At 60.3% G+C, this 26,474-nt stretch carries 19 protein-coding genes; 7 read left to right on the top strand and 12 right to left on the bottom strand.

Annotated features, from left to right (window positions below; genetic code table 11):
- Positions 1–5: 5 nt before the first annotated feature.
- From dnaN to gyrB, 3 genes are read left to right on the top strand one after another with little or no spacing between them, the layout of a single operon-like run.
- The gene (dnaN, locus tag G5221_RS17750; protein WP_421263648.1) at positions 6–1,109 is read left to right on the top strand and encodes a DNA polymerase III subunit beta; all 1,104 of its coding nucleotides are present in this window, start codon (positions 6–8) and stop codon (positions 1,107–1,109) included.
- Between the two features lie 2 nt (positions 1,110–1,111).
- A complete protein-coding gene (gene recF, locus G5221_RS17745) occupies positions 1,112–2,215 on the top strand; it encodes a DNA replication/repair protein RecF (protein WP_005339305.1) in 1,104 nt (367 codons plus the stop codon).
- Positions 2,212–4,623 (top strand): DNA topoisomerase (ATP-hydrolyzing) subunit B, encoded by a 2,412-nt coding sequence (gene gyrB / locus G5221_RS17740; RefSeq protein ID WP_076494165.1) that lies wholly within the window; start codon positions 2,212–2,214, stop codon positions 4,621–4,623. The genes recF and gyrB overlap by 4 nt, the downstream gene beginning before the upstream one ends.
- 104 nt (positions 4,624–4,727) lie before the next feature.
- On the opposite strand, the gene G5221_RS17735 is transcribed toward gyrB, so the two are convergent.
- Positions 4,728–5,687, bottom strand: coding sequence for a helix-turn-helix domain-containing protein (locus tag G5221_RS17735; RefSeq protein WP_042054354.1), 960 nt, complete (start codon positions 5,685–5,687; stop codon positions 4,728–4,730).
- A gap of 95 nt (positions 5,688–5,782) precedes the next feature.
- On the bottom strand, positions 5,783–6,553 hold the full coding sequence (locus G5221_RS17730) for an MBL fold metallo-hydrolase (protein ID WP_337073437.1): 771 nt from the start codon (positions 6,551–6,553) through the stop codon (positions 5,783–5,785).
- 279 nt (positions 6,554–6,832) lie between these two features.
- On the opposite strand from G5221_RS17730, the gene G5221_RS17725 reads away from it, so the two are divergent.
- On the top strand, positions 6,833–7,246 hold the full coding sequence (locus G5221_RS17725; protein WP_005339298.1) for an Hsp20 family protein: 414 nt from the start codon (positions 6,833–6,835) through the stop codon (positions 7,244–7,246).
- A 92-nt stretch (positions 7,247–7,338) separates the two neighbouring features.
- Entirely contained in the window at positions 7,339–7,779 is a 441-nt protein-coding gene (locus G5221_RS17720) for an Hsp20 family protein (RefSeq protein ID WP_005357182.1), read from the top strand.
- A gap of 73 nt (positions 7,780–7,852) precedes the next feature.
- Here G5221_RS17720 and G5221_RS17715 read toward each other — a convergent pair whose 3' ends face one another.
- Positions 7,853–9,103 (bottom strand): valine--pyruvate transaminase, encoded by a 1,251-nt coding sequence (locus G5221_RS17715; RefSeq protein ID WP_058056554.1) that lies wholly within the window; start codon positions 9,101–9,103, stop codon positions 7,853–7,855.
- A 293-nt stretch (positions 9,104–9,396) separates the two neighbouring features.
- On the opposite strand from G5221_RS17715, the gene G5221_RS17710 reads away from it, so the two are divergent.
- On the top strand, positions 9,397–9,630 hold the full coding sequence (locus tag G5221_RS17710) for a hypothetical protein (protein ID WP_005342304.1): 234 nt from the start codon (positions 9,397–9,399) through the stop codon (positions 9,628–9,630).
- On the opposite strand, the gene G5221_RS17705 is transcribed toward G5221_RS17710, so the two are convergent.
- On the bottom strand, positions 9,560–10,384 hold the full coding sequence (locus G5221_RS17705) for an AraC family transcriptional regulator (RefSeq protein ID WP_158111053.1): 825 nt from the start codon (positions 10,382–10,384) through the stop codon (positions 9,560–9,562). The genes G5221_RS17710 and G5221_RS17705 overlap by 71 nt on opposite strands.
- A 92-nt stretch (positions 10,385–10,476) precedes the next feature.
- On the opposite strand from G5221_RS17705, the gene G5221_RS17700 reads away from it, so the two are divergent.
- Complete coding sequence (locus G5221_RS17700; RefSeq protein ID WP_421263647.1) at positions 10,477–11,604, top strand: multidrug effflux MFS transporter; 1,128 nt, start codon at positions 10,477–10,479, stop codon at positions 11,602–11,604.
- Positions 11,605–11,608: 4 nt separating this feature from the next.
- Here G5221_RS17700 and G5221_RS17695 read toward each other — a convergent pair whose 3' ends face one another.
- The 8 genes from G5221_RS17695 to G5221_RS17660 all read right to left on the bottom strand — a co-directional run bounded on the left by G5221_RS17695 (position 11,609) and on the right by G5221_RS17660 (position 26,471).
- A complete protein-coding gene (locus tag G5221_RS17695; RefSeq protein WP_047439862.1) occupies positions 11,609–12,292 on the bottom strand; it encodes a response regulator in 684 nt (227 codons plus the stop codon).
- Positions 12,292–14,880 carry a sensor histidine kinase gene (locus tag G5221_RS17690; RefSeq protein ID WP_005355773.1) on the bottom strand — a complete coding sequence of 863 codons (2,589 nt, stop codon included), beginning with the start codon at positions 14,878–14,880 and terminating at the stop codon, positions 12,292–12,294. Before G5221_RS17690 ends, G5221_RS17695 begins: the two co-directional genes overlap by 1 nt.
- A 126-nt stretch (positions 14,881–15,006) precedes the next feature.
- Entirely contained in the window at positions 15,007–15,534 is a 528-nt protein-coding gene (locus G5221_RS17685) for a potassium-transporting ATPase subunit C (protein WP_421263646.1), read from the bottom strand.
- 61 nt (positions 15,535–15,595) lie between these two features.
- Complete coding sequence (kdpB, locus tag G5221_RS17680) at positions 15,596–17,653, bottom strand: potassium-transporting ATPase subunit KdpB (RefSeq protein ID WP_421263645.1); 2,058 nt, start codon at positions 17,651–17,653, stop codon at positions 15,596–15,598.
- Positions 17,654–17,720: 67 nt separating this feature from the next.
- A complete protein-coding gene (kdpA, locus tag G5221_RS17675; protein ID WP_421263644.1) occupies positions 17,721–19,415 on the bottom strand; it encodes a potassium-transporting ATPase subunit KdpA in 1,695 nt (564 codons plus the stop codon).
- Between the two features lie 463 nt (positions 19,416–19,878).
- Positions 19,879–21,228, bottom strand: a complete 1,350-nt coding sequence (gene gorA / locus G5221_RS17670; protein ID WP_421263643.1) for a glutathione-disulfide reductase — start codon at positions 21,226–21,228, stop codon at positions 19,879–19,881.
- Between the two features lie 76 nt (positions 21,229–21,304).
- Positions 21,305–23,272, bottom strand: coding sequence for an ATP-binding protein (locus G5221_RS17665; RefSeq protein WP_421263642.1), 1,968 nt, complete (start codon positions 23,270–23,272; stop codon positions 21,305–21,307).
- A gap of 118 nt (positions 23,273–23,390) precedes the next feature.
- Entirely contained in the window at positions 23,391–26,471 is a 3,081-nt protein-coding gene (locus tag G5221_RS17660) for a multidrug efflux RND transporter permease subunit (protein ID WP_216952542.1), read from the bottom strand.
- Between the last annotated feature and the right edge of the window lie 3 nt (positions 26,472–26,474).

The following is a 26,474-nucleotide window of genomic DNA, read 5'->3' as shown; positions in this document are numbered from 1 at the left end:
CACAGATGCAGCTCGAAATTAGCCGTGAGGCCCTGTTACGTCCTCTGCAACTGGTGTCCGGCGCCCTCGGCGGCCGACCGACCCTGCCGATCCTCGGCAACGTGCTGCTTGATGTCAGCAACGGTCTGCTGTCACTGACCGGCACCGATCTCGAAGTAGAGATGATCGGTCAGGTCTATCTGAACGGGGCCAGAGAAGATGGCCGCACCACAGTACCGGCGCGCAAGCTGCTGGATATCTGCCGTGGTCTGCCGGAAAGCGCCGAGATCCGTCTCAATACCGAAGGCGAGCGCCTGATCATCCGGTCCGGTCGTTCCCGCTTCAACCTATCGACCCTGCCGGCGACCGAGTATCCGAACATCGAGGATTGGGAATCCGTGCTCGAGTTCGATATCAGCCAGCTGGAGCTGAAGAAGCTGATCGATGCGACCCAGTTCTCCATGGCCAGCCAGGATGTGCGTTACTACCTGAACGGCATGCTGTTCGAGAGTGAAGGTCACGGTCTGCGTACCGTGGCGACCGACGGTCACCGTCTGGCCACCTGCCGCCGCGAGGTAGTAGGGGAATCGCTGCCCGATCATCAGGTTATTCTGCCGCGCAAAGGGGTATTGGAGCTGGTGCGTCTGCTGGAAGCAGAAGACAAGCCGGTGCGGCTGCAGATCGGCCGCAGCAACCTGCGTGCCGCCCTCGATGGCTTCATCTTCACCTCCAAGCTGGTGGATGGCCGCTTCCCGGACTGGCGTCGCGTCATTCCGCGCAACAGCGACAAGGCCCTCATCGCCGGCCGTGAGGATCTGCGTCAGGCGTTTGCCCGCGCCGCCATCCTCTCCAACGAGAAATTCCGTGGGGTGCGTCTCAATCTGCAGGAAAACCTGCTGCGCATCACCGCCAACAACCCGGAACAGGAAGAAGCCGAAGAGCTGCTTGACGTACAATATGCCGCTGGCGAGATGGAGATCGGCTTTAACGTCTCTTATGTGCTCGACGTGCTGAATACGTTAAAATGTGACCAAATTCGGATTAGCCTGAGCGATTCCATCAGCAGTGCCATTATTGAGGATTTTGAACATCAGGATGCTCAGTACGTGGTGATGCCGATGCGGATCTAGTCGTGTCCCTGGTCAAACTCCAGCTCAGCGACTTTCGCAATATCCAGCAAGCCAGTCTCAAGCTGTCGCCCGGCCTCAACATTCTGGTCGGGTGCAATGGCAGCGGCAAGACCAGCGTGCTGGAAGCCATTCACTACCTTGGTCTGGGGCGCTCCTTTCGCACTCATTTGACCGGGCGGGTCATCCGCCAGGGGGAGAGGGCCTTTACCCTGTTTGCCCAGTGTGAACTGGAAGGGCGTCAGGTACCGATCGGTCTTGCCAAAGACAAGAGTGGCGAGACCCAGCTCAAGATTGCCGGGGCGCAGGCCCAGCGGCTGGCAGATTTGGCGGAGCTGTTGCCGGTGCAGTTGATCCATCCCGATGGCTTCAACCTGCTGACGGGCGGGCCTCAGGCTCGCCGCGCCTGGCTCGATTGGGGTGTTTTCCATCAGGAGCCGACCTTCTTTGCCCTCTGGGGACGAGTGCGGCGGCTGCTGAAACAGCGCAATGCGCTACTGCGCCAGAGCACCCAGTACCGCCAGCTGGCGTTCTGGGATCAGGAGCTGGTGCGACTGGGTGGTGAGCTGGCCGAGTTTCGCGCCAGTTATTGTCAGGCCATTACGCCCCTGATCAAGGAGATGACGGCGGATTTTCTGCCGGAATTCGATATCAGTCTCGGCTTTTACCGGGGCTGGGAGAAAGATACTCCCCTCGGCGATCTGCTGGAGGCGGGGTTTGAGCGGGATCGGGCGCTGGGCTATACCGGTGTCGGTCCACAGAAAGCCGATGTTCGCCTCAAGGCTAACGGGGTACCCGCTCAGGATATTTTGTCCCGGGGTCAGCTGAAGTTGCTGGTCTGCGCCATGCGACTGGCCCAAGGGCTCTATTTGAATCAACATAGCAGCCGTGGCTGTATTTTTTTAATTGACGATTTTGCCTCTGAACTGGATGTCGACAAGCGCCGCTTGCTGGCCGCAAGGCTGAAGCAGTGTGCGTCCCAGGTGTTTATCACCGCCATCGACACCGGTCAGCTCGCAGACATGATGGATGCGAATGACTGCAAGTTGTTCCACGTGGAACAGGGTAAAATCTCCGAAACGTTAGAGAAGGCAGAGAGTAAGCTATGAGTGAAAATACTTACGACTCCTCGAATATCAAGGTGCTGAAGGGCCTGGATGCGGTCCGCAAGCGCCCGGGGATGTATATCGGCGATACGGATGATGGCTCGGGTCTGCACCACATGGTGTTCGAGGTCGTCGATAACTCCATTGACGAGGCGCTCGCTGGCTACTGCTCCGATATTCAGGTCAAGATCCATTCCGATGGCTCCGTCTCCGTGCGTGATAACGGCCGTGGTATTCCGGTCGATATTCACCCGGAAGAGGGCCGCTCCGCTGCCGAAGTCATCATGACCGTGCTGCACGCTGGCGGTAAGTTCGATGACAACTCCTACAAGGTTTCCGGTGGTCTGCACGGCGTCGGCGTCTCCGTCGTTAACGCCCTCTCTGACAAGCTGTTGCTGACCATTCGTCGTAACGGCCACGTCTACGAACAGACCTATCATCTGGGTGAGCCGCAAGCTCCGCTCAAGCAGATTGGCGACAGCACCGGCACCGGTACTGAAGTTCGCTTCTGGCCAAGCCCGACCATCTTCAGCGACACCCTGTTCCACTACGAGATTCTGGCCAAGCGCCTGCGCGAGCTCTCCTTCCTCAACTCCGGTGTTTCCATCCGTCTGATGGATGAGCGTGACGGCCGTGAGGCGCATTTCTGCTACGAGGGTGGCATCAAGGCGTTCGTTGAGTACCTGAACCAGAACAAGACCCCGATCCACCCGAAGGTGTTCCATTTCACCACCGAGCAGGATGGTATCGGCGTTGAAGTGGCGATGCAGTGGAATGACGCCTATCAGGAAGGGGTCTACTGCTTCACCAACAACATCCCGCAGCGGGATGGTGGTACTCACCTCGTTGGCTTCCGTACCGCGCTGACCCGTACTCTGAACTCCTATATGGACAAAGAGGATTACAGCAAGAAGGCCAAGTCTGCCGCCAGTGGCGACGACGTGCGTGAAGGTCTGATTGCCGTTATCTCCGTCAAGGTGCCGGATCCCAAGTTCTCCTCCCAGACCAAGGACAAGCTGGTCTCTTCCGAAGTGAAGACCGCAGTTGAGCAGGCGATGGGTGAGAAGCTGGCGGACTTCCTGCTGGAAAACCCGGGCGATGCCAAGATCGTGGTCAACAAGATCATCGATGCGGCCCGTGCCCGTGAAGCGGCCCGCAAAGCCCGCGAACTGACCCGCCGCAAAGGCGCGCTGGATATCGCCGGTCTGCCCGGCAAGCTGGCTGACTGTCAGGAAAAAGACCCGGCTCTCTCCGAACTCTACATAGTGGAAGGGGACTCTGCTGGCGGTTCCGCCAAGCAGGGTCGCAACCGTAAGAACCAGGCCATCCTGCCGCTCAAGGGTAAAATCCTGAACGTTGAGAAGGCCCGTTTCGACAAGATGATCTCCTCGCAAGAGGTGGGCACCCTGATCACTGCACTGGGTTGCGGTATCGGTCGCGACGAGTACAACCCGGACAAGCTGCGTTATCACAACATCATCATCATGACCGATGCGGACGTCGATGGTGCGCACATCCGAACCCTGCTGCTGACCTTCTTCTATCGTCAGATGCCGGAAATCATCGAACGTGGCTATGTCTACATTGCCCAGCCGCCGCTCTACAAGGTGAAGAAGGGCAAGCAGGAGCAGTATCTGAAAGACGAAGACGCGCTGCTGCAGTACCAGACCGCCATGGCGCTGGACGGTGCTACCCTGCACGTCAACGAGTCTGCTCCGGCCATCGGTGGCGAGGCGCTGGAGCGTCTGGTCAACCAGCATCGCTCGGTGACTCACCTGATCACCCGCATGTCTCGTCGTGCGCCCGAAGCCGTGCTGACCCAGCTGATCTATCAGCCGGAGCTGAACGAAGCGCTGCTGAACAGCGAGAGCGATCTGCTGGCCTGGTGTCAGGGTATGGAAGCCGTGCTCAACGAGAGCAACCACGGTATCCAGTACCAGATCCAGGTTCGTCGTGATGAAGAGCGCAGCCTGTACGTGCCGCACGCCGTGGTACGTCAGCACGGTGTCGACCGCGAATATCCGCTCAGCTACGACTTCCTGCAGTCCGGTGAGTACCGTCAACTGGTCTCGCTGGGCAAGGAGATCGCCAACCTGATCGAGGAAGGTGGTTTCATCAAGCGTGGCGAGAAGGTCAAACCGGTTGCCAACTTCGTCGAAGCCGTCGAGTGGCTGATGGGTGAAGGCAAACGCGGCATCTACATCCAGCGCTATAAAGGGCTGGGTGAGATGAACCCTGACCAGCTGTGGGAAACCACCATGGATCCGGAAGCTCGTCGCATGCTGCGCGTCACCATCGACGACGCCGTCGGTGCTGACCAGCTCTTCTCCACCCTGATGGGTGATGCCGTTGAGCCCCGTCGTGACTTTATCGAGACCAATGCCCTGCGCGTAGCCAACCTCGACGTCTAATCGACGCTGTCAGCTCGATATAAAAAAAGCCGCTCCCTGTGAGCGGCTTTTTGTTTTTGGGCGAAAGAAGTTGCACGTTCCACGTGAAACATCGTGCTTTGGTATCAGGGGTTTTGGCCACGAAAAGATCGTCGCCACTCGCTGGGGGAGATGGCAAAGCGGCCGCGGAAGTGGTTGCGCAAAGAGGTGGCACTCTTGAAGCCAACCAGCTCGGCAATGCGATCGATTGAATGGCCGCTTACCTCCAGCAGCTCCTGACTGCGCCTGAGCCGCTCCGCCAGCAGCCATTCACCCACCGAGAGGCCGGTAGCCTGATGAAAACGGCGGGTAAAGGTGCGGCGGCTCATCAGGGTGTGGGCCGCCAGAGAATCCAGGGTGTGGGGTTCGGCCAGATGGGCACGCAGGTGATCGAGCAACTGGTTCATCCTGACATCGCGGGTGGAGGCGGGCACCGGCTGTTCGATAAACTGGGCTTGGCCCCCTTCCCGGTGAGGCGGGATCACCAGCCGCCGCGCCACCTTGTTGGCGATGGCCGAGCCGTGGTACTGGCGTACCAGATAGAGGCAGCAGTCCAGTCCGGCGGCGGTACCTGCCGAGGTGACCAGCCCCTCGTCATCCACATAGAGGGCGTTGGTATCGAGCTGCACGCAAGGAAAGCGGCGACAGAAATCCTGTTCGTACTCCCAGTGGGTCGATGCTTTGCGACCATTAAGTAGTCCGGCGTAGGCGAGCACATAGGTGCCAAGACAGAGCCCGACCAGCCTGGCACCTCTGGCTCTGGCGGCAATCAGGGCATCGAGCAGCGCTGCGGGTGGCCGTGCTGCCGGGTCGTGCCAGAAGGGGATGACGATGATCTCCGCCTCGGCCAGCACCTCCAGCCCATAGGAGGCCTGAATGGTGAAGCCTTGTGCCGAGTGTGCGTGGCGGTTGCCATCGCCGCAGCAGATCTTGAGCTCGAACAGCGGCTGGCCCGGCAGAATATCGCCGAAGATGAGGCAGGGGACGGCGCAGTGAAAAAGGCTGAAGTGATCGAAGGTCACCACGGCAACGATCGGGGTGGTCATGGTGTTGGCTCCTCTCTACGCGCAGACCTCTCATCATAAGCGTTTGGCTGTGAAAGCCGAAGGGCCATGCGCGCTGTTCGGCATGGCCCAGTCAGTTACAGCGAGAGAGCCTCGCCATCCGCCGGTATCCACACCCGATCCATCATGCCTCGCTCGGTCAGATAGGTATGAAGTTCCTGACGTGACAGCACGGCGTGGTTGACCGCCTCCATATGGCTGGCGATCAGCGTGGCTTGCGGTGCGGCCTGATAAACGGCGGCGACATCCTCCTTGCCCATGATGATGGAACCGAGTCCGGGCACCTGTGCATCGCCACAGTTGAGGATGATGACCTCGGGTTGATGCTGTTGCAGGGCTTGTTTGACCGAGGGATGCAAGATGGTATCACCGGCCAGATAGAGGCTCTGTTCATCGGGGTGGGAGAAGACCACACCGCACACTTCTCCCATTCGCTCGCCCAGTACCGCCATCAACTGGTCGCTGCCGTGCTGGCCACCGGTCTGCTGCAGGCGAATGCCGGCAAACTCGGGCTGGTCGCTCAGCAGGCGCACATCCTCAAAGCCACTGGCACGAATGGCATCAGCATCTTTCTGATGTTGTACCAAGAGCGGCAGATGTTTGGGGATCAGGGCTCTGGCGGCATCATCCCAGTGGTCGGGATGGTCGTGGGTGACGATAACGGCGTCCACATCGACCAGCTCATTGATCGGCAGCGGCAGCTCGACCAGCGGATTGCGCAGCTGGCTGTTGGCGGTGCCCTCAAAGCCGGGGAAGGCCCCCTTGGCCGAGAGCATGGGGTCGATCAGAAAGCGGGTGCCGGCATAGTCGAGCAGCAAGGTGGCGTTGCGAACCTGAGTAATCTTCATGGGATGGCTCCATGTTGGCTGGTGGATATGCAACCAATTATGGGAGACGGAGCGAGTTGTCATCAGTGGCCCACGGGTCGATTATCATCACTATCGGGCCAACAGGTTGATGTTCTACAGGTCGGCGCGGCCATTTATAAATTTGAAAAAATCCCCTTGAAAGGAAAAAGTGAGCCCCTATATAGGTAACAAGGCCGGAACGCTCGACAGAGGTTTCGACCAGGCGCCCGTCCATAAGGAGGGCAAAACATCCGTTATCGCTCACAAGAGGGTAATACTATGCGTTCTATCGACTTTTCTCCGCTCTATCGTTCTGCCATCGGTTTCGATCGTCTGGCCAATCTCATCGAATCTGCGGCCAGCAATGGCAATGCCGGTTATCCCCCCTACAACATCGAGCAGCTGGGTGACAACGACTACCGCATCAGCATGGCGGTGGCGGGCTTTACCCAGGAAGAGCTGGAGCTGAGCTTCCAGGAAAATCTGCTGACGGTGAAGGGCAACAAGCAGGCCGACACCGGGCGCAACTATCTCTATCAGGGGATCGCCGAACGTGGTTTCGAGCGCCGCTTCCAGCTGGCCGACTATGTGCGGGTGAAAGGGGCCGACCTGAAAAACGGCTTGCTGCACATCGAACTGGTGCGTGAAGTGCCCGAGGCGATGAAGCCGCGCAAGATCGAGATCAACGGCTGATAGCCTGAATTCACTGAAATTTTAAAATTTCCCGGGTGCCGATGACGGGCCTGTGGAGAGTTGAACCTGTTGCTTATTAGAAGGATAGGATTATGCGTAACCTCGATTTTTCTCATCTCTATTCCAACGCTGTCGGCTTCGAGCGGATGGCCCGTGAGCTGGAAGGTCTGTTTGATCAGAAGACCGCAGCTTACCCCCCGTACAACATTGAAAAGCGTGATCAGGATGGCTATCGCATCACGGTCGCCGTGGCTGGCTTCGAGCGCGAAGAGCTGGAGCTGGAGACCGAAAACGGCACCCTCAAGGTGAAGGGGCGCAAAGGGGCTGCGGCCGGTGAGCGTCAGTTCCTCCATCAGGGGATTGCCGAGCGCGACTTCGAGCTCGCCTTCAAGCTGAGCCAACACGTGGAAGTGCAGGGTGCCAAGCTGGAGCATGGTCTGCTAACCATCGATCTGGCTCGCGAGCTGCCGGAGGCGCTCAAGCCTCGGGCCATCCCCATCGGCAAACCCGAGCAGCTGGCGTTGCCCGGTTAAGCAAACCGGATCGCGATAAACAACAAAGGCCTGCATCTGCAGGCCTTTGTTGTTTTTGTATCGCTGGGTTGGATTAACCAGCGTAGAGGGTGTTGATCTCGTCCGCCAGAATGGCGATGCCGCGGCGAACCAGCTCCTCGCTTTGGGAGTAGTTGAGGCGGATGCACTCCTGGCTGTGGCGCCACTCTGGGTCGTCGATGCCGGGGAAGAAGTAGTGACCCGGCACGATCAGCAGGTTTTTCGCCTTCAGTCGCTCATAGAGCTCCTGACAGTGGATCGGCAAGCCTTCAAACCAGAGCCAGAGGAAGAGGGCCCCTTCCGGTTTATGAATGTGGAAGCGCGGGTCGGGGATCGCTTCGCGCAGCAGCTGCACCGCCAGCTCCGCCTTTTGCTGATAGAAGGGCTTCACCACCTGTTCGCTGAGGGCGATGATATCGCCGCTCTCGATCATCGGGATGGTGATGGCGGGCCCCAGACTGCCCGGCGCCAGATTGATGATGCCGCTCAGGTTGGTGATGGCCTGGATGATCTTCTCGTCGGCGATGACGATGCCGCAGCGGGTGCCTGGCAGGCCGAGCTTGGAGAGGCTCATGCAGAGGATGGTGTTGGCGTTCCAGAATGGCTTGGCTTCGCTGAAGATGATGCCCGGGAAGGGGACGCCGTAGGCGTTGTCGATCAGCAGCGGAATCCCCTTGTCGCGGGCAATCTGATCGAGGTGTTCGATCTCTTCGTCGGTCAGCACATTGCCGGTGGGGTTGGTTGGGCGGGAGACGCAGATCACCCCGATGTCGTCACCTACCTGCAGGCTCTCGAAATCCACGTGGTATTTGAACTGGCCATCGGGCAGCTTCTCGATGGTGGGCTTGTAGGCCACGAAGTAGTCGTCGGCCAGCGCCGAGTCGGCATAGCCGATGTATTCGGGGGCAAGCGGGAACAGCACCTTCTTCTTGCGGCCATCGGCAAATTCGCCGGCCAGCAGGTTAAACAGGTAGAAGAAGGCATTCTGGCTGCCGTTGGTCAGGGCGATATTGCGGGCCGAGATATCCCATCCCAGCTCCTTGCTGAGCAGGGCGGCCAGCGCTTTGGTGAACCTGTCTTTGCCTTGCGGGCCGTCGTAGTTGGCCATCGCTTTGACCAGCTCGCCGTTGTCGAGCAGGCTCTTGGCCTCGGCCTGAAAGCGCTCCAGCATGGCGGGGATCGGGGCTGGATTGCCGCCACCCAGCATGATTGCGTCCGGATTGGTCAGCCCCTGATTGAGGTCATCCATGAGTTGGGTAATACCGGCGTGGCGAGTGAACTTCTCGCCGAACAAGGAAAATTCCATTCAGTGACAGATCCAGATTTGAGTTACGGGGATGTAGCACCATAGCTCAGTTTAAAAGCGGGTGTCGATCAAAAAGATGGGACGTTCCACGTGGAACATGGTGCAAAAATCAAGCGTGGTTAAAAGCACCAACTGTTGGTTTAAAAATGACCGAGCGGGATGCATTTTGCGACTCAATTTGGTATCGATATATAGTTAATTTAAACAAAATCATCATGTTATGAATTGCGTGAGGATTGGCACAACTATTGGAATAGCTATCTGGTCATCTCAACCATACCGGAGCAAACCAGATGAAAAGCCTGATCGCTACCCTGATTGTGAGTGCCCTGAGCCTGAACGTGATGGCCAACGAAAACCCGCGGCCCGAGCTGGAGAGTGCCCAGCTGGAGCAGGATGTGCAGAGCGAGTTGCAACAGGCATCCCATGCCGTGGTGCAGGATGCGCTGCACAATCTCAAGCCGCTGGCGCTGGATACCCTGGTGGTGGAGGCGAGCCAGGCTGTGGCGACTCACCCCGAGAGCTGAGGTAGCGCAGGGGGGTCTGTCCCGTATGTTGTTTGAAGAAGCTGATAAAGGCGCTGTCGCTGGAGAACTCCAGCGTAGCGGCAATCCGGCTGATGGACTCGCTTTCTGCCAGCAGCTCCATGGCGCGCAACAGCCGCCACTGCTGGCGCCACGCCTGATAGCTCATGCCGGTCTCCCGCATGAAGATGCGGCCAATGGTCTTGTCACTGGCACCCACCCGTTCGGCCAGCCGGTTGAGCCGATCGGGCAGGGCATCTCCCCGTTTCAACTGCTGTAGCCAGCCGCCCAGTCTGGGATCCGTCGGCAGCGGCAACTGCCACGACTCCCGCGGCGCCTGCCCCAACTCCTCCATAAACAGTGCCACCGTCCGTTGTTGCTGCTCTTGCGGTTTGTCCCACGGCCAGAGCGCCATCCGTTCGATCAGTTCGTGCAGCAGCGGATTGACCGCCAGCACTTCGACCGTGCCGGGCAACTCGGGGTGCGGCTGGAAGTAGAGAGAGCGGTAGGCCACCACACCGCGCATCAAGATCCGGTGTTCGGTGCCAGCAGGCAGCCAGGCGGCGCGGGTGGGCGGCAGCAGGCAGACCCGACCTTCCAGTTCCATAGTCATGCAGCCGGATTGGGCGAACAGCAGCTGATGACGCTGATGTTGATGCAGGCCCGAGTCGTGCCAGCCAAGGGCGGAGGCAATGCCGATCACGCAGCCGGTCAGCTGGTCGGGGTCAAAAGGGTGATCGGGAAGAATAAAGGCCATATGTCCGATTTTTGATGTTTATAGTCCTGCTTATTGTAATCAGACAGTCGGCGTCTCTCTAGAATGGCGACCTCTTGTGAAGGAGGTTTGTCATGAACAACAAGTTGCCACCGCTCTGGCTGGTGGTGGGATTGATGATGTTTCCCCAGATTGTGGAGACCATCTACAGCCCGGTCCTGACCCACATCGCTACCCAGTTTCAGGTGAGCGAAGGGCTGGCATCCCAGACCCTGTCGGTCTATTTTCTGGCGTTTGCGGTGGGCGTGGTCTGCTGGGGGCGGCTTTGCGATCTGATCGGGCGGCGTCCCGCCATGCTGGCGGGTCTGCTCACCTATGGCGTCGGCACCCTGCTGGCGCTGCTGGCCAACCAGTTTGAAACCCTGCTGCTGGCCCGGATCATTTCGGCCTTTGGCGCTGCGGTGGGATCTGTGGTGACCCAGACCATGCTGCGCGATAGCTATCAGGGTAGCGATCTGGCGCGGGTCTTCTCGGTGATGGGCATAGCGCTCTCACTCAGCCCGGTGCTGGGGCTGCTCAGTGGCGGGCAGCTGGCGAGCGGGTTCGGCTATCTCGGAGTGTTCAGCGGTCTGCTGGTACTGGCGGTAGGTTTGCTGCTGGTGACCTGCTGGCAGTTGCCGGAAACCCGTCCGGCCACCACCCGGCAAGTCGAACTCTGGCTGCTGGCGTGCCGGATGATGAAGGATGGCGGACTCTGGCGCAGTGCCATGCTGGTCGCCCTGTTCAACACCATGCTGTTTGGTTACTACAGTCTGGCCCCGTTCCTGTTTGCTGGGTTGGGGTTGAGCACCGGCGAGTTTGGCTATTCGGGGATCTTGCTGGCGCTGGCGACTCTGCTCGGCAGCTTGCTCAACAAGCATCTGCTGGGGAGGGGGTGGCTGCCGTCATCTCTGGTCAGGTTGGCTTGCGCTCTGGCGCTGGTTACCGGGCTGCTGGTATGGGCGACTCAGGCCAGCCTCTGGTTCCTGTTGCCCATGATGGGTGTCGTCGTCGCTTTCGGGCTGGCTATTCCCAATGTGCTGAGTCAGGCGCTGCTGGCCTATCGCGAGGTGGCGGGTAGTGCAGGCGCCCTGTTCGGGCTTGGTTACTACCTGCTGCTCAGTCTGGGATTGGCGGTGGCGGCCGGATTGCAGGATCTCGGCCTGTTGCTGAGTGGCTGTGGCTTGCTGGCACTGCTTTGCTGCGGGCGTCGTTCCACGTGAAACGTCAGTTGCCGATAAAACGGTAGCCGATACCGGATTCGGTCTCGATAAGCGTCGGTTGCTGGGGGTTATCCCCCAGCTTTTTGCGCAGACTGGCGATGACGATGCGCAGGTAGTGGGTATCCTCCTTGTGGCTCGGCCCCCAGATGTCGTTGAGCAGCTGGGTCTGCATCACCAGCTTGCCGGGGTGGCACACCAGCGCCTGCAATAGGGCGAACTCCTTACGGGAGAGAGGGATCTCCTCCTCCTTCATGGTCACCTTGTGGCTGCTGACATCAAGCGTCAGGCCGCATTGGGGGAAGTGGCGCCGCTCGCCGCTGCTGACGCCAGCCCGCTGGCGCAACAGCACGCGAATGCGAGCCATCATCTCGCCGATGCCGAACGGCTTGCTCATGTAGTCGTTGGCACCGGCATCCAGCAAGCGCACCTTCTCCTGCTCCGAATCGCGGGCCGACAACACCAGCACCGGATTGGGGTGGTGCTCGCGAATGGCCTGCAACACCTGAATGCCATCGCCATCCGGCAGACCGAGATCGAGGATCACCAGATCGGGGTTGAGGTGGCGATACTGCTCCAGCCCTTCATTGACCCCCACCGCTTCGCTCACCTGATGCCCCTCGGCAATCAGGCTGATCCGCAGAAAGCGACGGATCGCCGCTTCATCATCTATGACCAGAATGTGCGCCATCAAACCTCCGGTGAATTGAGTGCGAGCGGCAGGGAGATGCGCATGCAGGTGCCGTTGCCATTGGGGCCGGAGAAGGCCCAAATCTTGCCGCCGTGGGCCTCTATCATAGCGCGGGAAATGGCGAGGCCAAGCCCGGTGCCGCGGCTGCCGCAATCGCCAACCGGCTGGGTGTAGAAGAGGTTGAAGATCTTCTCCCGATCCGATTCGGCGATACCGACCCCGATATCGATGATGTCGATGATGAGGTCGGGTTCGGCCACCATCACCTTGAACTCGATGGGGGTGCCAGCCGGCGAGTAGCGAGAGGCGTTGTCGAGAATGTTGACCAGCACCTGCTCGATCAGGGCGCCGTGCACATAAAGCTGGGGCACATGCTGATCGAAATGGACCAGCAGCTTGTGCTGGCGCCAGGAGGAGTCGAGCCGCTTGCGGGCGCTCTCCACCAGATCCGCCAGATCGACCCAGTCCCGTTTCAGCTGGAAGTCGGGGGAGCCGATGCGGGTCATATCCAGCAGATTCTGCACATAGCTGTGGAGGCGGCGCGCCTCCTCCTGCACCGAGTGGAGCAGTTCGTCGCGGTCTTCGGCGGGGATCCGGTCACCATATTCCAGCAGGGTGCTGCCGGCACCCATGATGGTGGCCAGCGGCGTCTTCAAGTCGTGGGAGACCGAGGAGAGCAGGGCGGCCCGCATCCGGTCTGTTTCCGCCTGCAGCTGGCTGTCGGCCAGCCGCTCGTTGAGGTCGATCCGCGCCAGCGCGGCGCGAATGTCGGTGAGCAGCGCCTGCAGCTGATGTTCGGCAGAGGAGGAGAGCGGATTGGCCAGCGTTATACCGATCACCAGGTCATCGCTGAGGTGGTGATACTGCGCCTCGGCGGCATTGAGGGTGGCGGTGTGGGCACCGGCGCTCTGCTTCTGGGCCAGACACCAGTCGATGGCCGCCTTGTCGGTCTGCCCGGGCCTGTGCTTCTCGTTGCCGAGCCGATCGTTGAACTCCTTGTCGATCACCACGGTCGGCTGGCCGAGCGCCAGCGAAATGGCCTGGGCACCTTGTCTCAAAACCTCCTCCGGGCTGCTGGCAGTGGCCAGCCCCTGACTGAGGGAGAGCAGGGCATTGCCCAGCTGCTGGGTCTCTCGCAGACCGATCAACTGCTGGCGCTGACGGGAGGCGAGCCGCCCCGCCGTCATGCCGACGATAAGCAGCACAAACAGGGTGAGCAGATCGCTGTGGTTGGCGACGCTCAGGGAGAAGTAGGGGGCGGTGAAGAGCAGATTGTGGGCGATAAAGCCCAGCACCGCCGCCAGCGTGGCGGGTACCAGGCTGGTGGTGAGGGCCGTCGCCAGCACCCCCAGCACGAAGATGAGTGGCAACGCTGCGGGTGGTAGCCAGTAGGAGAGCCCCCAGGCGGCAGCCGAGGTGATCCCCATGATGGTCACCGCCAGCAGGCTGTGGTGAATATCCTTCGGGGTCGGGACGCGCATCCCCACTTCGGGCTTCTGCTTCTCGGTATCGACCAGCGTGATTTCGAGCCCCTGCGCCTGCTTGAGCAGGTGCTGCACCAGCGAGCGGCGCCATGGCGCCTTGTGAGGTTTGCCGAGCAGCAGCTGGGAGACCTGTTGCTGTTCGGCGGTCTCCAGCAGGGTGTTGGCGACCGCCGGACTGGAGAGCGTCAGCACCTTGGCTCCGAGGTGAGAGGCGAGCGCCAGCGCCTGCTCCACATCGGCAGAGCGGCGGCCATTGCTGTCGACATGCACCACCAGCCACGGGAGCTGGCGGCGCTGGGCAAAGCGGTGGCCGTAGCGCACCAGCGCCGAGCCGTGCAGGTCGCCGAGGCAAACCATCAGCTTGCCCCGCAGCGGCAAGGTGCTCTTGCCTGCTGCCTGCCACTGTAGTTGCAGATCGCCCTCCACATGGCTGGCGGCGGTCTGCATCGCCAGCTCCCGCAATGCGGTGAGGTTGTTGAGGGAGAAGAAGGATTGCAGCGCCGCCTTGGCCTGATGGGGCACATAGACCTTGCCCTCCTTGAGGCGGCCGAGCAGCTCCTTGGGGGGGAGGTCGATCAGCACCAGACTGTCGGCCTCCAGCAGCACCTGATCGGGCAGGGTCTCTTTCACCCTGACCCCGGTGAGCTGCCACACCAGATCGTTGAGGCTCTCCAGATGCTGCACGTTGAGGGTGGTGTAGACGTCGATCCCGGCGTTGAGCAGCTCCTCCACATCCTGCCAGCGCTTCTCGTGGCGGCTGCCGGGGGCGTTGCTGTGGGCCAGCTCGTCCACCACGGCGATGGCCGGTTTGCGGGCGAGCAGGCCGTCGAGATCCATCTCCTCCAGTCGCTGCTGGCGGTGCATGTGGATCTTGCGCGGCATGATGGCGAGCTTGTCGAGCAGAGCCAGGGTCTCCTGCCGGCCGTGGGTCTCCACCACGCCGATCAGGATGTCGACCCCCTCCTTGGCCTGTTCCCGCACCGCCTGCAGCATGGCGTAGGTCTTGCCCACGCCGGGAGCGGCCCCGAGAAACACCTTCAGCTTGCCCTTGTGCTCCTGTTCCAGGCTCGCCAGCAGGGCGTCGGCCCTTACCTCATCACGCATCCCCATGCTCCTGCATCAGACTCGTCAGCAGGGCGTCGGCGCTTGCTACATCAGCCATTGTTATCCCTATCGAGCCAACCGCCCGTTTCGAAAATCGAGGTCATCACCAAACCGGAATGGGCTCCATCAGGCGCCCTTTTTATGATCCAGTTGCAGATTCAGCTGGAGAATGTTGACCACCTGCGGGCCAAGGATACCAGCTTGTGTGGCCGACTTGACCTGCTCCGTCAGTTGGGCGGGATCCAGTCCACGTTCTTTGGCGACGCGGTTGACCTGAGCCATCACCGCATCCAGCGGCAGGTGGGGATCGAGGCCGGAGGCGGAGCGGGTCAGCATGGCGGGGGAGCGGGTTCCAGGCTGTGCCTTGGCCACCTGTTCGGCAAACTCTGCCCGCAGCGGCGAGCTCATCCCCAGATTGCTGGCGCTGCCGCCTGTGGTGTTGAAATCGCTGGCGGAGGGACGGGGATGGAAATAGTCAGCCCGCTCGAATTTCTGCCCCAGCAGGGCGCTACCGATGAGTTGCTGTTTACTGTCGGTCAGCTGGCTGCCGTTGGCCTGCCAGGGGAACAGCAGCTGTGCCAGTCCGGTGACCGCCAGCGGGTAGGCGACCCCCAGCAGCAGGGTCAGGGTCAACAGGGTTCTGATTGCTATCATGATTCGCTTGCTCCAAAGGATGGCTGGGGATGCGGGTCTGACCCGCATCCCGGTTATGTCGTTACACCAGACCCAGGCCGGTAATGACCAGATCGATCAGCTTGATGCCGATAAACGGCACTAGCAGGCCACCGACACCGTAGATCAGCAGGTTGCGGCGCAGCAGGCTGGCGGCCGAGCCTTTCAGGTCGACACCGCGCAGAGCCAGTGGCACCAGCGCCACAATGATCAGGGCGTTGAAGATGATGGCCGACAGGATGGCGCTCTGCGGGCTGCCCAGCTGCATCAGGTTCAGCGCCCCCAGTTGCGGGTAGGCGGCGATGAACAGGGCTGGCAGGATGGCGAAGTACTTGGCCACGTCGTTGGCGATGGAGAAGGTAGTCAGGGCGCCACGGGTCACCAGCAGCTGTTTGCCGACCAGCACCACATCCAGCAGCTTGGTGGGGTTGGAGTCGAGATCCACCAGATTGCCCGCCTCCTTGGCGGCCTGGGTACCCTCGTTCATGGCCAGCCCCACATCAGCCTGCGCCAGCGCGGGCGCATCGTTGGCACCGTCGCCGCACATGGCGACCAGACGACCATCGGCCTGCTCCTGCCGGATATAGGCGAGCTTCTTCTCCGGCGTCGCTTCGGCGATGAAGTCATCCACCCCGGCTTCGGCGGCGATGGCGGCGGCGGTTTTCGGGTTGTCGCCGGTGATCATCACGGTGCGGATCCCCATGTGGCGCAGGATCTGGAAGCGAGCCTTGATACCGGGCTTGATGATGTCCTTGAGGTAGACCACCCCCAGCAGTTTCTCCTGAGTGCAGACCAGCAGCGGAGTCCCACCCTGACGGGCGATGCTGTCGACTGACTTGAGCACCAGCTCAGGCACCGCCTTGCGGTCGAGGCTGAGGTAGTTCAACACGGCATCCACTGCCCCCTTGCGATATTGATGACCGTTGCGATCCAGTCCGCTCAGGCGAGTCTCGGCGCTGAAGGGGATCACCTTGTCGCTCTCCAGCTGGCTAGGCTTGGCCATGCTCTTGCTGGCCAGAGTCAGGATGGATTTGCCCTCCGGGGTGTTGTCACCCAGCGAGGCCAGCATGGCCGCTTGTGCCAGCAGGGCGGGGTCGACGCCGGGGGCCGGGATCAGCTCATCCGCCATCCGGTTACCGAAGGTGATGGTGCCGGTCTTGTCCAGCAGCAGGGTACGCACGTCACCGGCCGCTTCCACGGCACGGCCAGACTTGGCGATGACGTTCAGCTTCACCAATCGATCCATGCCGGCAATGCCGATGGCGGAGAGCAGGCCGCCGATGGTGGTCGGGATCAGGGTGATGAAGAGGGCAATCAGGTAGAGACGCGGGACCTGGGTGCCGTTGTAGTCGAGGAACCAGGGCAGGGTGGCGACCACCAACAGGAAGATCAGGGTCAGGCCCACCAGCAGGGCGTCGAGCGCCATCTCGTTGGGGGTCTTCTGGCGCTTGGCCCCTTCCACCAGTGCGATCATCCGATCCAGCGTACTTTCGCCCGGATTGTTGCTGACGCGCACCCAGATCTCGTCGGAGACGACCGTCGTGTTGCCGGTCACGCCGCTGCGGTCGGTGCCCGACTCGCGGATAACGGGGGCGGATTCGCCGGTGATGGCGGCCTCGTTGACCGAGGCGATGCCGGCGATCACTTCACCGTCGGCCGGGATCATCTCGCCGCTGCGTACCAGCACCAGGTCCCCCTTCATCAGGCTGGTGGCGGGTACCCACTCGCCCTGACCATCTTTGGCATTCGCCACCCGACGGGCCTTGAGCTGGCTCATGCCCGCCTTCAGGCTGTCGGCTCGGGCCTTGCCGCGCCCCTCGGCTAGGGTTTCCGCGAAGTTGGCAAACCAGAGGGTGAGCCAGAGCCAGGCGGTCAGCTGCCAGGCAAGCGAGGGGGCGACGCCGGAGAGAGGCTGCCCCAGCAGGGACTCCACGGTCGCCATGACTGCGGCCAGCCAGAGGGTGAACAGGATGGGGCTGCCAAACAGCGCCTTGGGATTGAAGCGATAGAGGGCTTCAACTATTGCCTGGATGATCTGTGATTTCTGTTTTTTGCCCTTCACCAACATGGTGTCAGTGCTCATTGCAGTGGACTTGCTCATTGGAAAGCTCCCAGCATCAGATAGTTGGCCATTGGCATCCGGATGGTGATCGACAGGGTCAGGTTCATCAGAGTGCCCCTCCGATCAGGCTCAGATGTTCGGCCACCGGACCCAGTGCCAGCACCGGCAGGAAGGAGAGGCCACCTATCAGAAGGACGGTGATGATCAGCAGGGTAACGAACAGCGGGCCGCTGATGGGGAAGTCCCCTTCGCTCGTCTCCTGACGGGGCGCACGGGCCAGCTGACCGGCGATGGCCAGTACCGGAATGATGTAGCCGAAGCGGCCGAGCAGCATGGCCAGACCGATGGCGATGCACTGCCAGTTGTCACCGGCGGCAAAACCGGCGAAGGCGGAGCCGTTGTTGCCGGCAGCCGAGGCGTAGGCATAGATGAGGCGTGACAGACCGTGCGGGCCATCATGGCCGATGATGGTGCTGGCATCCGGCATCAGCAGGGTGACACCACCGATCACCAAAACCCCCACCGGCATGACCAGCATGCTGGCGACCACCCACTTCATCTCGGTGATGCCGAGGCGTTTGCCCAGATAGGTCGGGGTACGTCCCACCATCAGGCCGCACAGGAACACGGTCAGAAGCACGAACAGCATCATGCCGTAGATACCGGAGCCGACCCCGCCGAAGATGACCTCACCCAGCAGCATGTTGATCATGCCCACCATGCCGCCGAGCGGAGTAAAGCTGTCGTGCATGGCGTTGACGGCACCGTTGGAGGCGGCAGTGGTCGCCACTTCCCAGATGCTGGAGAGCACAGGGCCGAAGCGGCTCTCCTTGCCTTCCCAGTTGCCAGTCATGTTGCTGGCGTCAGTGGTGAGCTGGGCGAGGGCGTGATCCGGTTTCAGCTCTTGGGAGAGGGAGACGAAGAGCCCCAGCACCAGCATGAGGGTCATGGCACCGAGAATGGCGCGGCTGTGGGCCATGTCTTTGACATAGCGGCCCAGAGTAAAGACCATGGCGGCGGCGATGGTGAGCAGGGCGACCATCTCCAGCCAGTTGGAGAGGGCTGTCGGGTTCTCGAACGGATGTGCCGAGTTGATGCCGAAGAAGCCGCCGCCGTTGGAGCCCAGCTGCTTGATGGCGATCTGCGAGGCCGCCGGGCCGAGGGGAAGCAGCTGCTCCTGACCTTCCATACCGTGGAACGGCAGATAGGCGGAGAGGCTTTGCGGCACCCCTTGCCATACCAGCACCAGCGCCATGATCAGCGCGATGGGCAGCAGCACATAGAGGCAGAAACGCACCAGATCCTGCCAGAAGTTGCCAAGGTTGATGGTCTGCTGACGGGCGATGCCGCGGAACAGGGCAATGGCGACGGCGGCGCCCGTCCCTGCGGAGACGAAGTTCTGGGTGGTCAGCCCCACCATCTGGCTGAAGTAGGAGAGGCTGGCCTCACCGGAATAGGCTTGCCAGTTGGTGTTGGTCATAAAGCTGACCGCGGTGTTGAAGGCGAGTTGCCAGCTCAGACCCGGCAGTTGTTGCGGGTTGAGGGGCAGCAACCCCTGCGCCATCAGGATCAGGAACAGCAGACCGAAACCGGCGCCGTTGAAGGCCAGCAGGCTGAGGGCGTAGGACTTCCAGTCCTGCTCCCGCCCATCGGTGCCACAGCAAGCCAGCGTGGCGCGCTCGACCGGTGCCAACCAGCGGATTTTGCCTTCAAATACCCGGTAGATGTAGTTACCCAGCAGCGGTGCCGGCAGCAGAACCAGCAGCACGAAGGCCACCGGATAGATTATTTCTTGCCACATGTTCTAGTTCCTCACTCGTGGTCACGGTGCGTCAGGGCACGCATTGGATTGCTCACGAGGCTCGGCAGTTTGCTGGCCACCGGGTAGATAATTTCTTGCTGCATATAGGTAGTCCCTCACTCGTGACTGCGCGTTAGTGCGCGCATCAGATAGGCCATCAAGGCGAGGACGAGCAGCAGATATAGCCAATTCATATCGACTCCATTGAGATAATTAGCTGCGAGAGCCGATGTAAGACCATATCGACTCTGTTGGTGTCATTGACGCTGAAAAGGGTATGTAAAACAGGCGTAAAGGCGCCATAAAGCGCCATGTGGCAGGCGTAAAATCGGCGTAAAGAACGACGGATTTGCGAGAGAAATGGCGAGGAGGGATCAAAAAACCCGGCCTGAGCCGGGTTTGGATGAAGGGGTTAGATGGTTGTCGAAGCTGGCTCCTCGTGAAAGGTCAACTTCAAACGTACCTATCGCATTGTCACGAACTCTTCTGCACTGGTCGGATGGATAGCCACGCAGTTGTCGAAGTCCGCCTTGGTGGCGCCCATCTTCATGGCGACGCCGAAGCCTTGCAGGATCTCGTCCATCGCAAAGCCGATACCATGCAGACCGACCACCTTCTCTTCCGGGCCGACACAGACCAGCTTCATCCGGGTGGGCTGGCGATGCTGGGTCAGCGCAGAGTACATGGCGGTGAACTGGCTGCGGTAGACCTTCACCTGGTCCTCGCCGTATTCGGCGATGGCTTCCGGTTCGGTCAGGCCGATGGTGCCGATGGGCGGGTGGCTGAACACCACGGTCGGCACCAGATCGTAGTTGAGGTGCTCGTTCGGCTTGTGGTTGAACAGCCGCTCGGAGAGGCGACGGCCCGCAGCGACGGCCACCGGGGTGAGCTGGATGCGCCCCGTGTTGTCACCCACCGCATAGATGTTGGCGACGGCGGTGTTCTGGAACTTGTCGGTCGGGATAAAGCCCTTCTCGTCCAGCGCGATGCCTGCGGCAGCCAGATTGAGGTTGTCGGTAGCCGGTACCCGGCCGATGGCCCAGATCAGGCAGTCGACGGTGAGGTGGCGACCATCTTCCAGTTGCAGGGTCAGGCTGTTGTCAGCGTTCTTGAGCACGGCTTTGGGAATGGCGTGGGTGTGCAGCTTGGGCCCTTCCTGCGCCATGATTTCGACCAGTGTCTCGTGGATCATGGGGTCGAAGTTGCGCAGCGGCGCGTGCTTGCGCACCACCAGATGGGTCTCGGAGCCGAGCGCCTGCATCACCCCGGCGATCTCGACTGCGATGTAGCCAGCACCCACTACGGCAACCCGCTTGGGTTGGCTTTGCAGGTCAAAGAAACCGTCGGAGTCGATACCCTGCTCGGCTCCCGGGATCGCCGGAATTTCCGGGCGGCCACCGGTGGCGATCAGAATGTGATCGGCCGTGTAGTGCTCGCCATTGACCTCGATGGTGTTGCTGCTGACGAAGCGGGCGAAGCCCTTGATGACGGTGATCTGGTTCTTGCCCAGCACGTTCTGATAGGACTGGTGAATGCGGCCGATGTAGGCCTGGCGGGACTCGACCAGCTTGGCCCAGTTGAAGTGGTTGAGGGTGGTGTCAAAGCCGTAGTCGGCGCCATATTTCAGGGCATCGGCGATCTGGCCGGCATACCACATGGCCTTCTTCGGTACGCAGCCTACGTTGACGCAGGTTCCACCCAACTCTTTGGCTTCAATCAGGGCAACTTTCTTACCGTACATGGCAGCCCGGTTGGCAGAAGCAATACCGCCGCTGCCGCCGCCGATGGCGATATAGTCAAAATGCTGTGCCATTGCGAGGTTCTCCGCTCATTAAGAATGCAATCACAGCATGATGGGGATAAAGCGGCTGGCTCACAAGAGCCAGCGCTCAGTTATGTTGGATCGGCAGGCGAATATGGAACTGGGTGCCCTGGCCCGGTTCGCTGGCACAGCTGATACGGCCTTTCAGCAGTTGCACCACCAGGTTGTAGATGATGTGGGTGCCCAGACCGCTGCCACCCTGACCCCGCTTGGAGGTGACGAAGGGATCGAAGATGCGCGGCAAGATTTCGGGCGGGATGCCGCGGCCGTTGTCCGAGTAGTCGATAAACAGCTCCTCTCCCTGCTGTTCCACCTTGATGGTGATCTTCTTCGGTTTATCCCAGTTGTCGAACCCGTGGTTGATGGAGTTGAGGATCAGGTTCGAGTAGATCTGGGTAAAGCTGCCCGGGAAGGAGAAGATCGACAGCTTGGGATCGCACTGGATATCCACTTCGCACTGGCTCTTCTTCAGTTTGTGGCCAAGCGAGACCACTACCTGATGGAGGTTGTCGGCGAGACTGAAGTTGTAGCGCGCTTCCGATGACTGGTCGACCGCTACCTGCTTGAAGCTGGCAATCAGCTCCGAGGCGCGCCGCAGGTTGCTCTGCAGCAGTTGCATCGACTCGTCGAGGTTGACGGTAAACTCGTTGAGATAGGAGCGAGACAGCTGCTTGGAGTCGATATGAGACTTGAAGTCGGCGACCCGCTCCTGCAGGTAGGAGGAGGCGGTCACGCTGATGCCAATCGGAGTGTTGATCTCGTGTGCCACCCCGGCCACCAGCGAGCCGAGGGAGGCCATCTTCTCCGACTCCACCAGGGTCTGCTGGGCCTGTTTCAGGTCGTCGTACGCCTTGCCGAGCTGGTTGTTGGCTTCACTCAGGCTGCGGGTACGTTCCACCACTTTTCCTTCCAGCTGCTCATTGAGCTGGATAATCTCCCGCTCGACCTTTTTCAGTTGGGTGATGTCGTAGCCGAACCCGATCTGGTACTTGAGGTTCGGCCCTTCATAGAAGGGTACGAAGGTCCACTGCAGCACCAGCTCGTGGGCCTGCTGGTCATGCATGATGACCTCTTTGTCTGCCAGTGACCCCTCTTCGTTCAGGATATTGTTCAGCTCTTCCCGCTGGGTCGGGCTGACGAAGAGATCCAGCCAGTTGTGCTGGAGCAGCTCCTGTTGGTGATAACCGGTCAGCAGGATGGCTGCCGGATTGATGCTGGCGATGGTGAGATCCGGCTCCATACAGCAGATGACCATGTTGGCCGAGTTGATCAGGGTGGCGGAGAAATCCCGCTCCTGTTGCAGTTGTTCCACCGCCTGATGACGAGCGACCAGCTCGTCACGTAGCCGGGTGCGCATCTGGTTGAGGGTGGAGACCAGGGTATCCAGTTCGTCGGGTTTCTTGCGTGGTTGCGGACGCCCCTCCAGCACCAGCTCCATGTCGAGCCGATCGAGGTTGAACTTCTGGGCGTAGTTGGCGATGCGGTTGATGTGTCTGACCACCAGATAGTAAATGATGATCAGGATACAAAATGAGACCACCAGGGTCTTGATGGTCTGGCTGACCATGATCAGCACTGACTTCTCAATCAGACGCTGGTAAATCTGCTCCAGCGACGCGGCGACAAACAGCTTGCCGACAATTTCCCCCTGATAGGTGAGATTGAACTCCTGGGAGATGTCATAGCTTTCCCGTTCCACTCCCTGGGTCAACAGTGGCACTTCGGAGTTGCCGAGCATCTCCTTGACCATCACAAACTGCATGTTGGGCAGGTTCATGATCCCTTCGATCTGCACCTTGACCTGCTCCTCATCGAGGTTCCACAAGCTGGCGGCAATAGGTTGCAAAAAGGAGGCTTCGATCTGGCCGATGCTGTCTTCGATGACGGCGACATCCTTGCGGTAATCCCAGGCGAGTTGCAGCACCGTAATGATCATCGCCAATACGGTACTACACACCAGAATATAGGAGAGCAGGCGGTATGAGAGTCCGTTGCGGCCTACGGCCTCGGCGGTCTTGGAGATGAGTCCTGACATGGCGTCCTTGCGGTCTGGATGTTGTGTTTTTTAGTTTAACTGCTTCATGGACTTATGTCGTCTTTCCTGCGAACCATAAAAAAGGCCCCGTATCGGGGCCTTGGCAAGTGATTGATGATCAGTGTCCGCCGTTTGCCTTGGGCGGAATGGTTTCATCGAATACCGGCAAGGGTTTGTGCTCGGAAGCCAGATAGGTGTAGATCACCGGCAGTACGAACAGGGTGAACAGGGTACCGATAGCAAGGCCTGCCACGATGACGATACCGATGCTGAACCGTTGTGCTGCACCGGCGCCTGCGGCGTAGAGCAGCGGGATCAGACCGGCAATCATGGCGGCGGTGGTCATCAGGATCGGACGCAGACGCACCTTGGCGGCTTGCATCACGGCTTCCATCCGGTTCATGCCGCGCAGCAGCTGCTCTTCCTTCGCTACTTCACAGATCAGGATGCCGTGCTTGGTAATCAGACCCACCAGGGTGATGAGGCCCACCTGGGAGTAGATGTTCATGGTCGCTAGTCCCCATGCCAGGGCAATCAATGCTCCACTGATGGCGAGCGGGACAGAGACCATGATGACCAAGGGGTCACGCACCGACTCGAACTGGATCGCCAGCACCAGGAAGATGATGGCCAGTGCCAGCGCGAAGGTGGCATAGAGCGCATTGCCTTCGGTGACGAACTGACGGGCTTCACCCATGAAGTCGTAACGATAGCCTTGCGGCAGCTTCTCGTCGGCGGTGGTCTGGAACCAGTTGATCGCATCACCCATGGCCACACCCGGAGCCGGAACGGCACCGATAGTGGCGGAGTTCAGCTGGTTGAAGTGGGGCAGGGCGCGGGGCTCGCCAACCACTTCAATGGTGATCAGGCTGCCGAGCGGGATCGACTTGCCATCTGCGGCCCGCACGTAGTAGCCCTTGATGGACTCCGGATTGAGACGGTATTTGCGCTCGACCTGCGGGATCACCTCGTAGGAGCGGCCATCCAGGTCGATACGGTTGACGTAACCGTCCGCCATCATGGTGCCCATGGTGATACCGATATCCTGCATGGTGATGCCGTAGGCACCCGCCTTGTCCTTGTCGATGCGGATCTTCATGGTGGCGGAGTCGTAGTTCAGATCGAGATCCGAATAGACGAACTGACCGTTACTCTGCGCCGCTGCCAGAATTTCACCGGCCACCAGGAACAGGCTTTCGAAGCTGTTCGGGGTGGTGATGACGAACTGGATCGGCAGACCACTCGATGCACCCGGCAGTTCCGGGAACTGGAAGGTGGTGATGGCCATACCCGGGATGTCTTTCACCAGATTGGCGACCCGGTCCAGCACCTCTTTCTGGCTCGCTTCACGTTGGCTCCAGGGCACCATGGAGGCGATACCGAACGCCTGGTTGGCGTTGAACACCCCTGAGAAGACCTGGGAGAAGGCGATCTCGGGCTGCTCGTCCAGGATCTTGTTCACATCCGCCATGGTGTTTTCGATGTAGTCTAGGTTGGCGTTGGACGGTGCGGTACCCAGCACGGCCATGACCCCCTTGTCCTCTGACGGTGCCAGTTCGCTCGGGATGAACTTGAACAGCAGCGGCAGGCTGGCGAAGACGATGACGGCGAACACTACGATGACGGGGCGCTTTTTCATCACGGCGTGCAGCATGCTGTCGTAGCGATCGGTCATCCGCTCCAGCAGGTGATGGACTGTGCTCTCGAACTTGCCTGGCTGCTCGTTGGCCTTGAGCATCTTGGAACACATCATCGGTGACAGAGTCAGGGCGATGATGCCCGAGACGAACACTGCGCCAGCCAGGGTCAGGGCAAACTCCTTGAACAGGGAGCCGGTGATACCCCCCATCAGGGCGATAGGCGCGTATACCGCCGCCAGGGTAACCGTCATGGCGATAACCGGTACCGCGATCTCGCGGGTACCGATAATGGCGGCCCGGAACGGTTCTTCCCCCTCCTTGATATGGCGGTCGACGTTCTCCAGCACCACGATGGCGTCATCCACTACCAGACCGATCGCCAGCACCATCGCCAGCAGGGTCATCAGGTTTATCGAGAAGCCGAACATATCCATCATCATCACTACGCCGATAAGACTGAGCGGAATGGTGATGATCGGGATGATGACCGCGCGGAACGAACCGAGGAACAGGGTGATGACCACCAGAACGATGGCGGCTGCCTCCAGGATGGTCTTGATAACCTCGTGGATGGACTCGTTGATCGCCACGGTGGAGTCATACATCACGTTGAGACGCATGGTGCTCGGCATATTGCGCTCAAGGCTCGGCAGCAGTGCCAGCACATCGCGGGCGATGTTGATGGGGTTGGCTGTCGGGGCGGCGTTGACCGCCATGACCACGGCTTCGCGACCATTGGCGCTGGCACGATAGACATCGTGACTCTTCTCGAGGGTTACCTTGGCGATGTCCGCCAGACGGATCACCTTGCCGTCGCGGGTAGCCACCACCAGTCGCTTCAGCTCGTCGACATCCTTGACCTGGGTCTCGGCATTGCCATTGAACAGGGTGAAGTAACCGGTCGCCTGACCTGTCGCGGACTGATAGTTGTTGCTGTTGAGCACCGTCATCACGTCGCTGGCAGTCAGGTTGAAGGCCGCCATCTTGGCCGGATCCAGCCATACCCGCAGGGCAAACTCGACACCGCCGTAGAGGTCAACCTTGGAGACCCCGCCGACAGTAAAGAGCTGCGGCTTGATAACCCGCTCCAGATAGTCGGTGATCTGGCTGGAGTTGAGCTCCGGGCTGGTAAAGCCGAGGTAGAGCACCGCCGTGGTTGAACCGGTGGAGGAGGTGACCGAGGGGTCTTCCGCCTCTTTCGGCAACTGAGAGCGCACCGAGTTCACCTTCGCCAGTATGTCGGACAGCGCGGCGTTGGGGTCGGTATTGAGCTTCATGTATGCAGTGATGGTGGAGCTACCCAGCTGGCTGGAGGAGGTCATGAAGTCGATGTTGTCGGCTTGCGCGACCGCCTGTTCCAGCGGCTGGGTGATGAACCCCTGGATCAGATCAGAACTGGCGCCATAGTAGCCAGTGCTGACGGTGATCACCGTGTTGGTCACCTCGGGGTATTCCCGTACCTGCATCTTGAAGATGGCCTGAAAGCCCAGCAAGGCGATCAGGAAGCTGAGCGAGATCGCCAGCACAGGCCGTTTTATAAATATGTCAGTAAATCGCATCGC

The organism is Aeromonas sp. 602200 (assembly GCF_049173895.1).
Classification (GTDB): Bacteria; Pseudomonadota; Gammaproteobacteria; order Enterobacterales; family Aeromonadaceae; genus Aeromonas; species Aeromonas veronii_A.
This window is presented reverse-complemented; position numbering and strand designations above follow the sequence as displayed.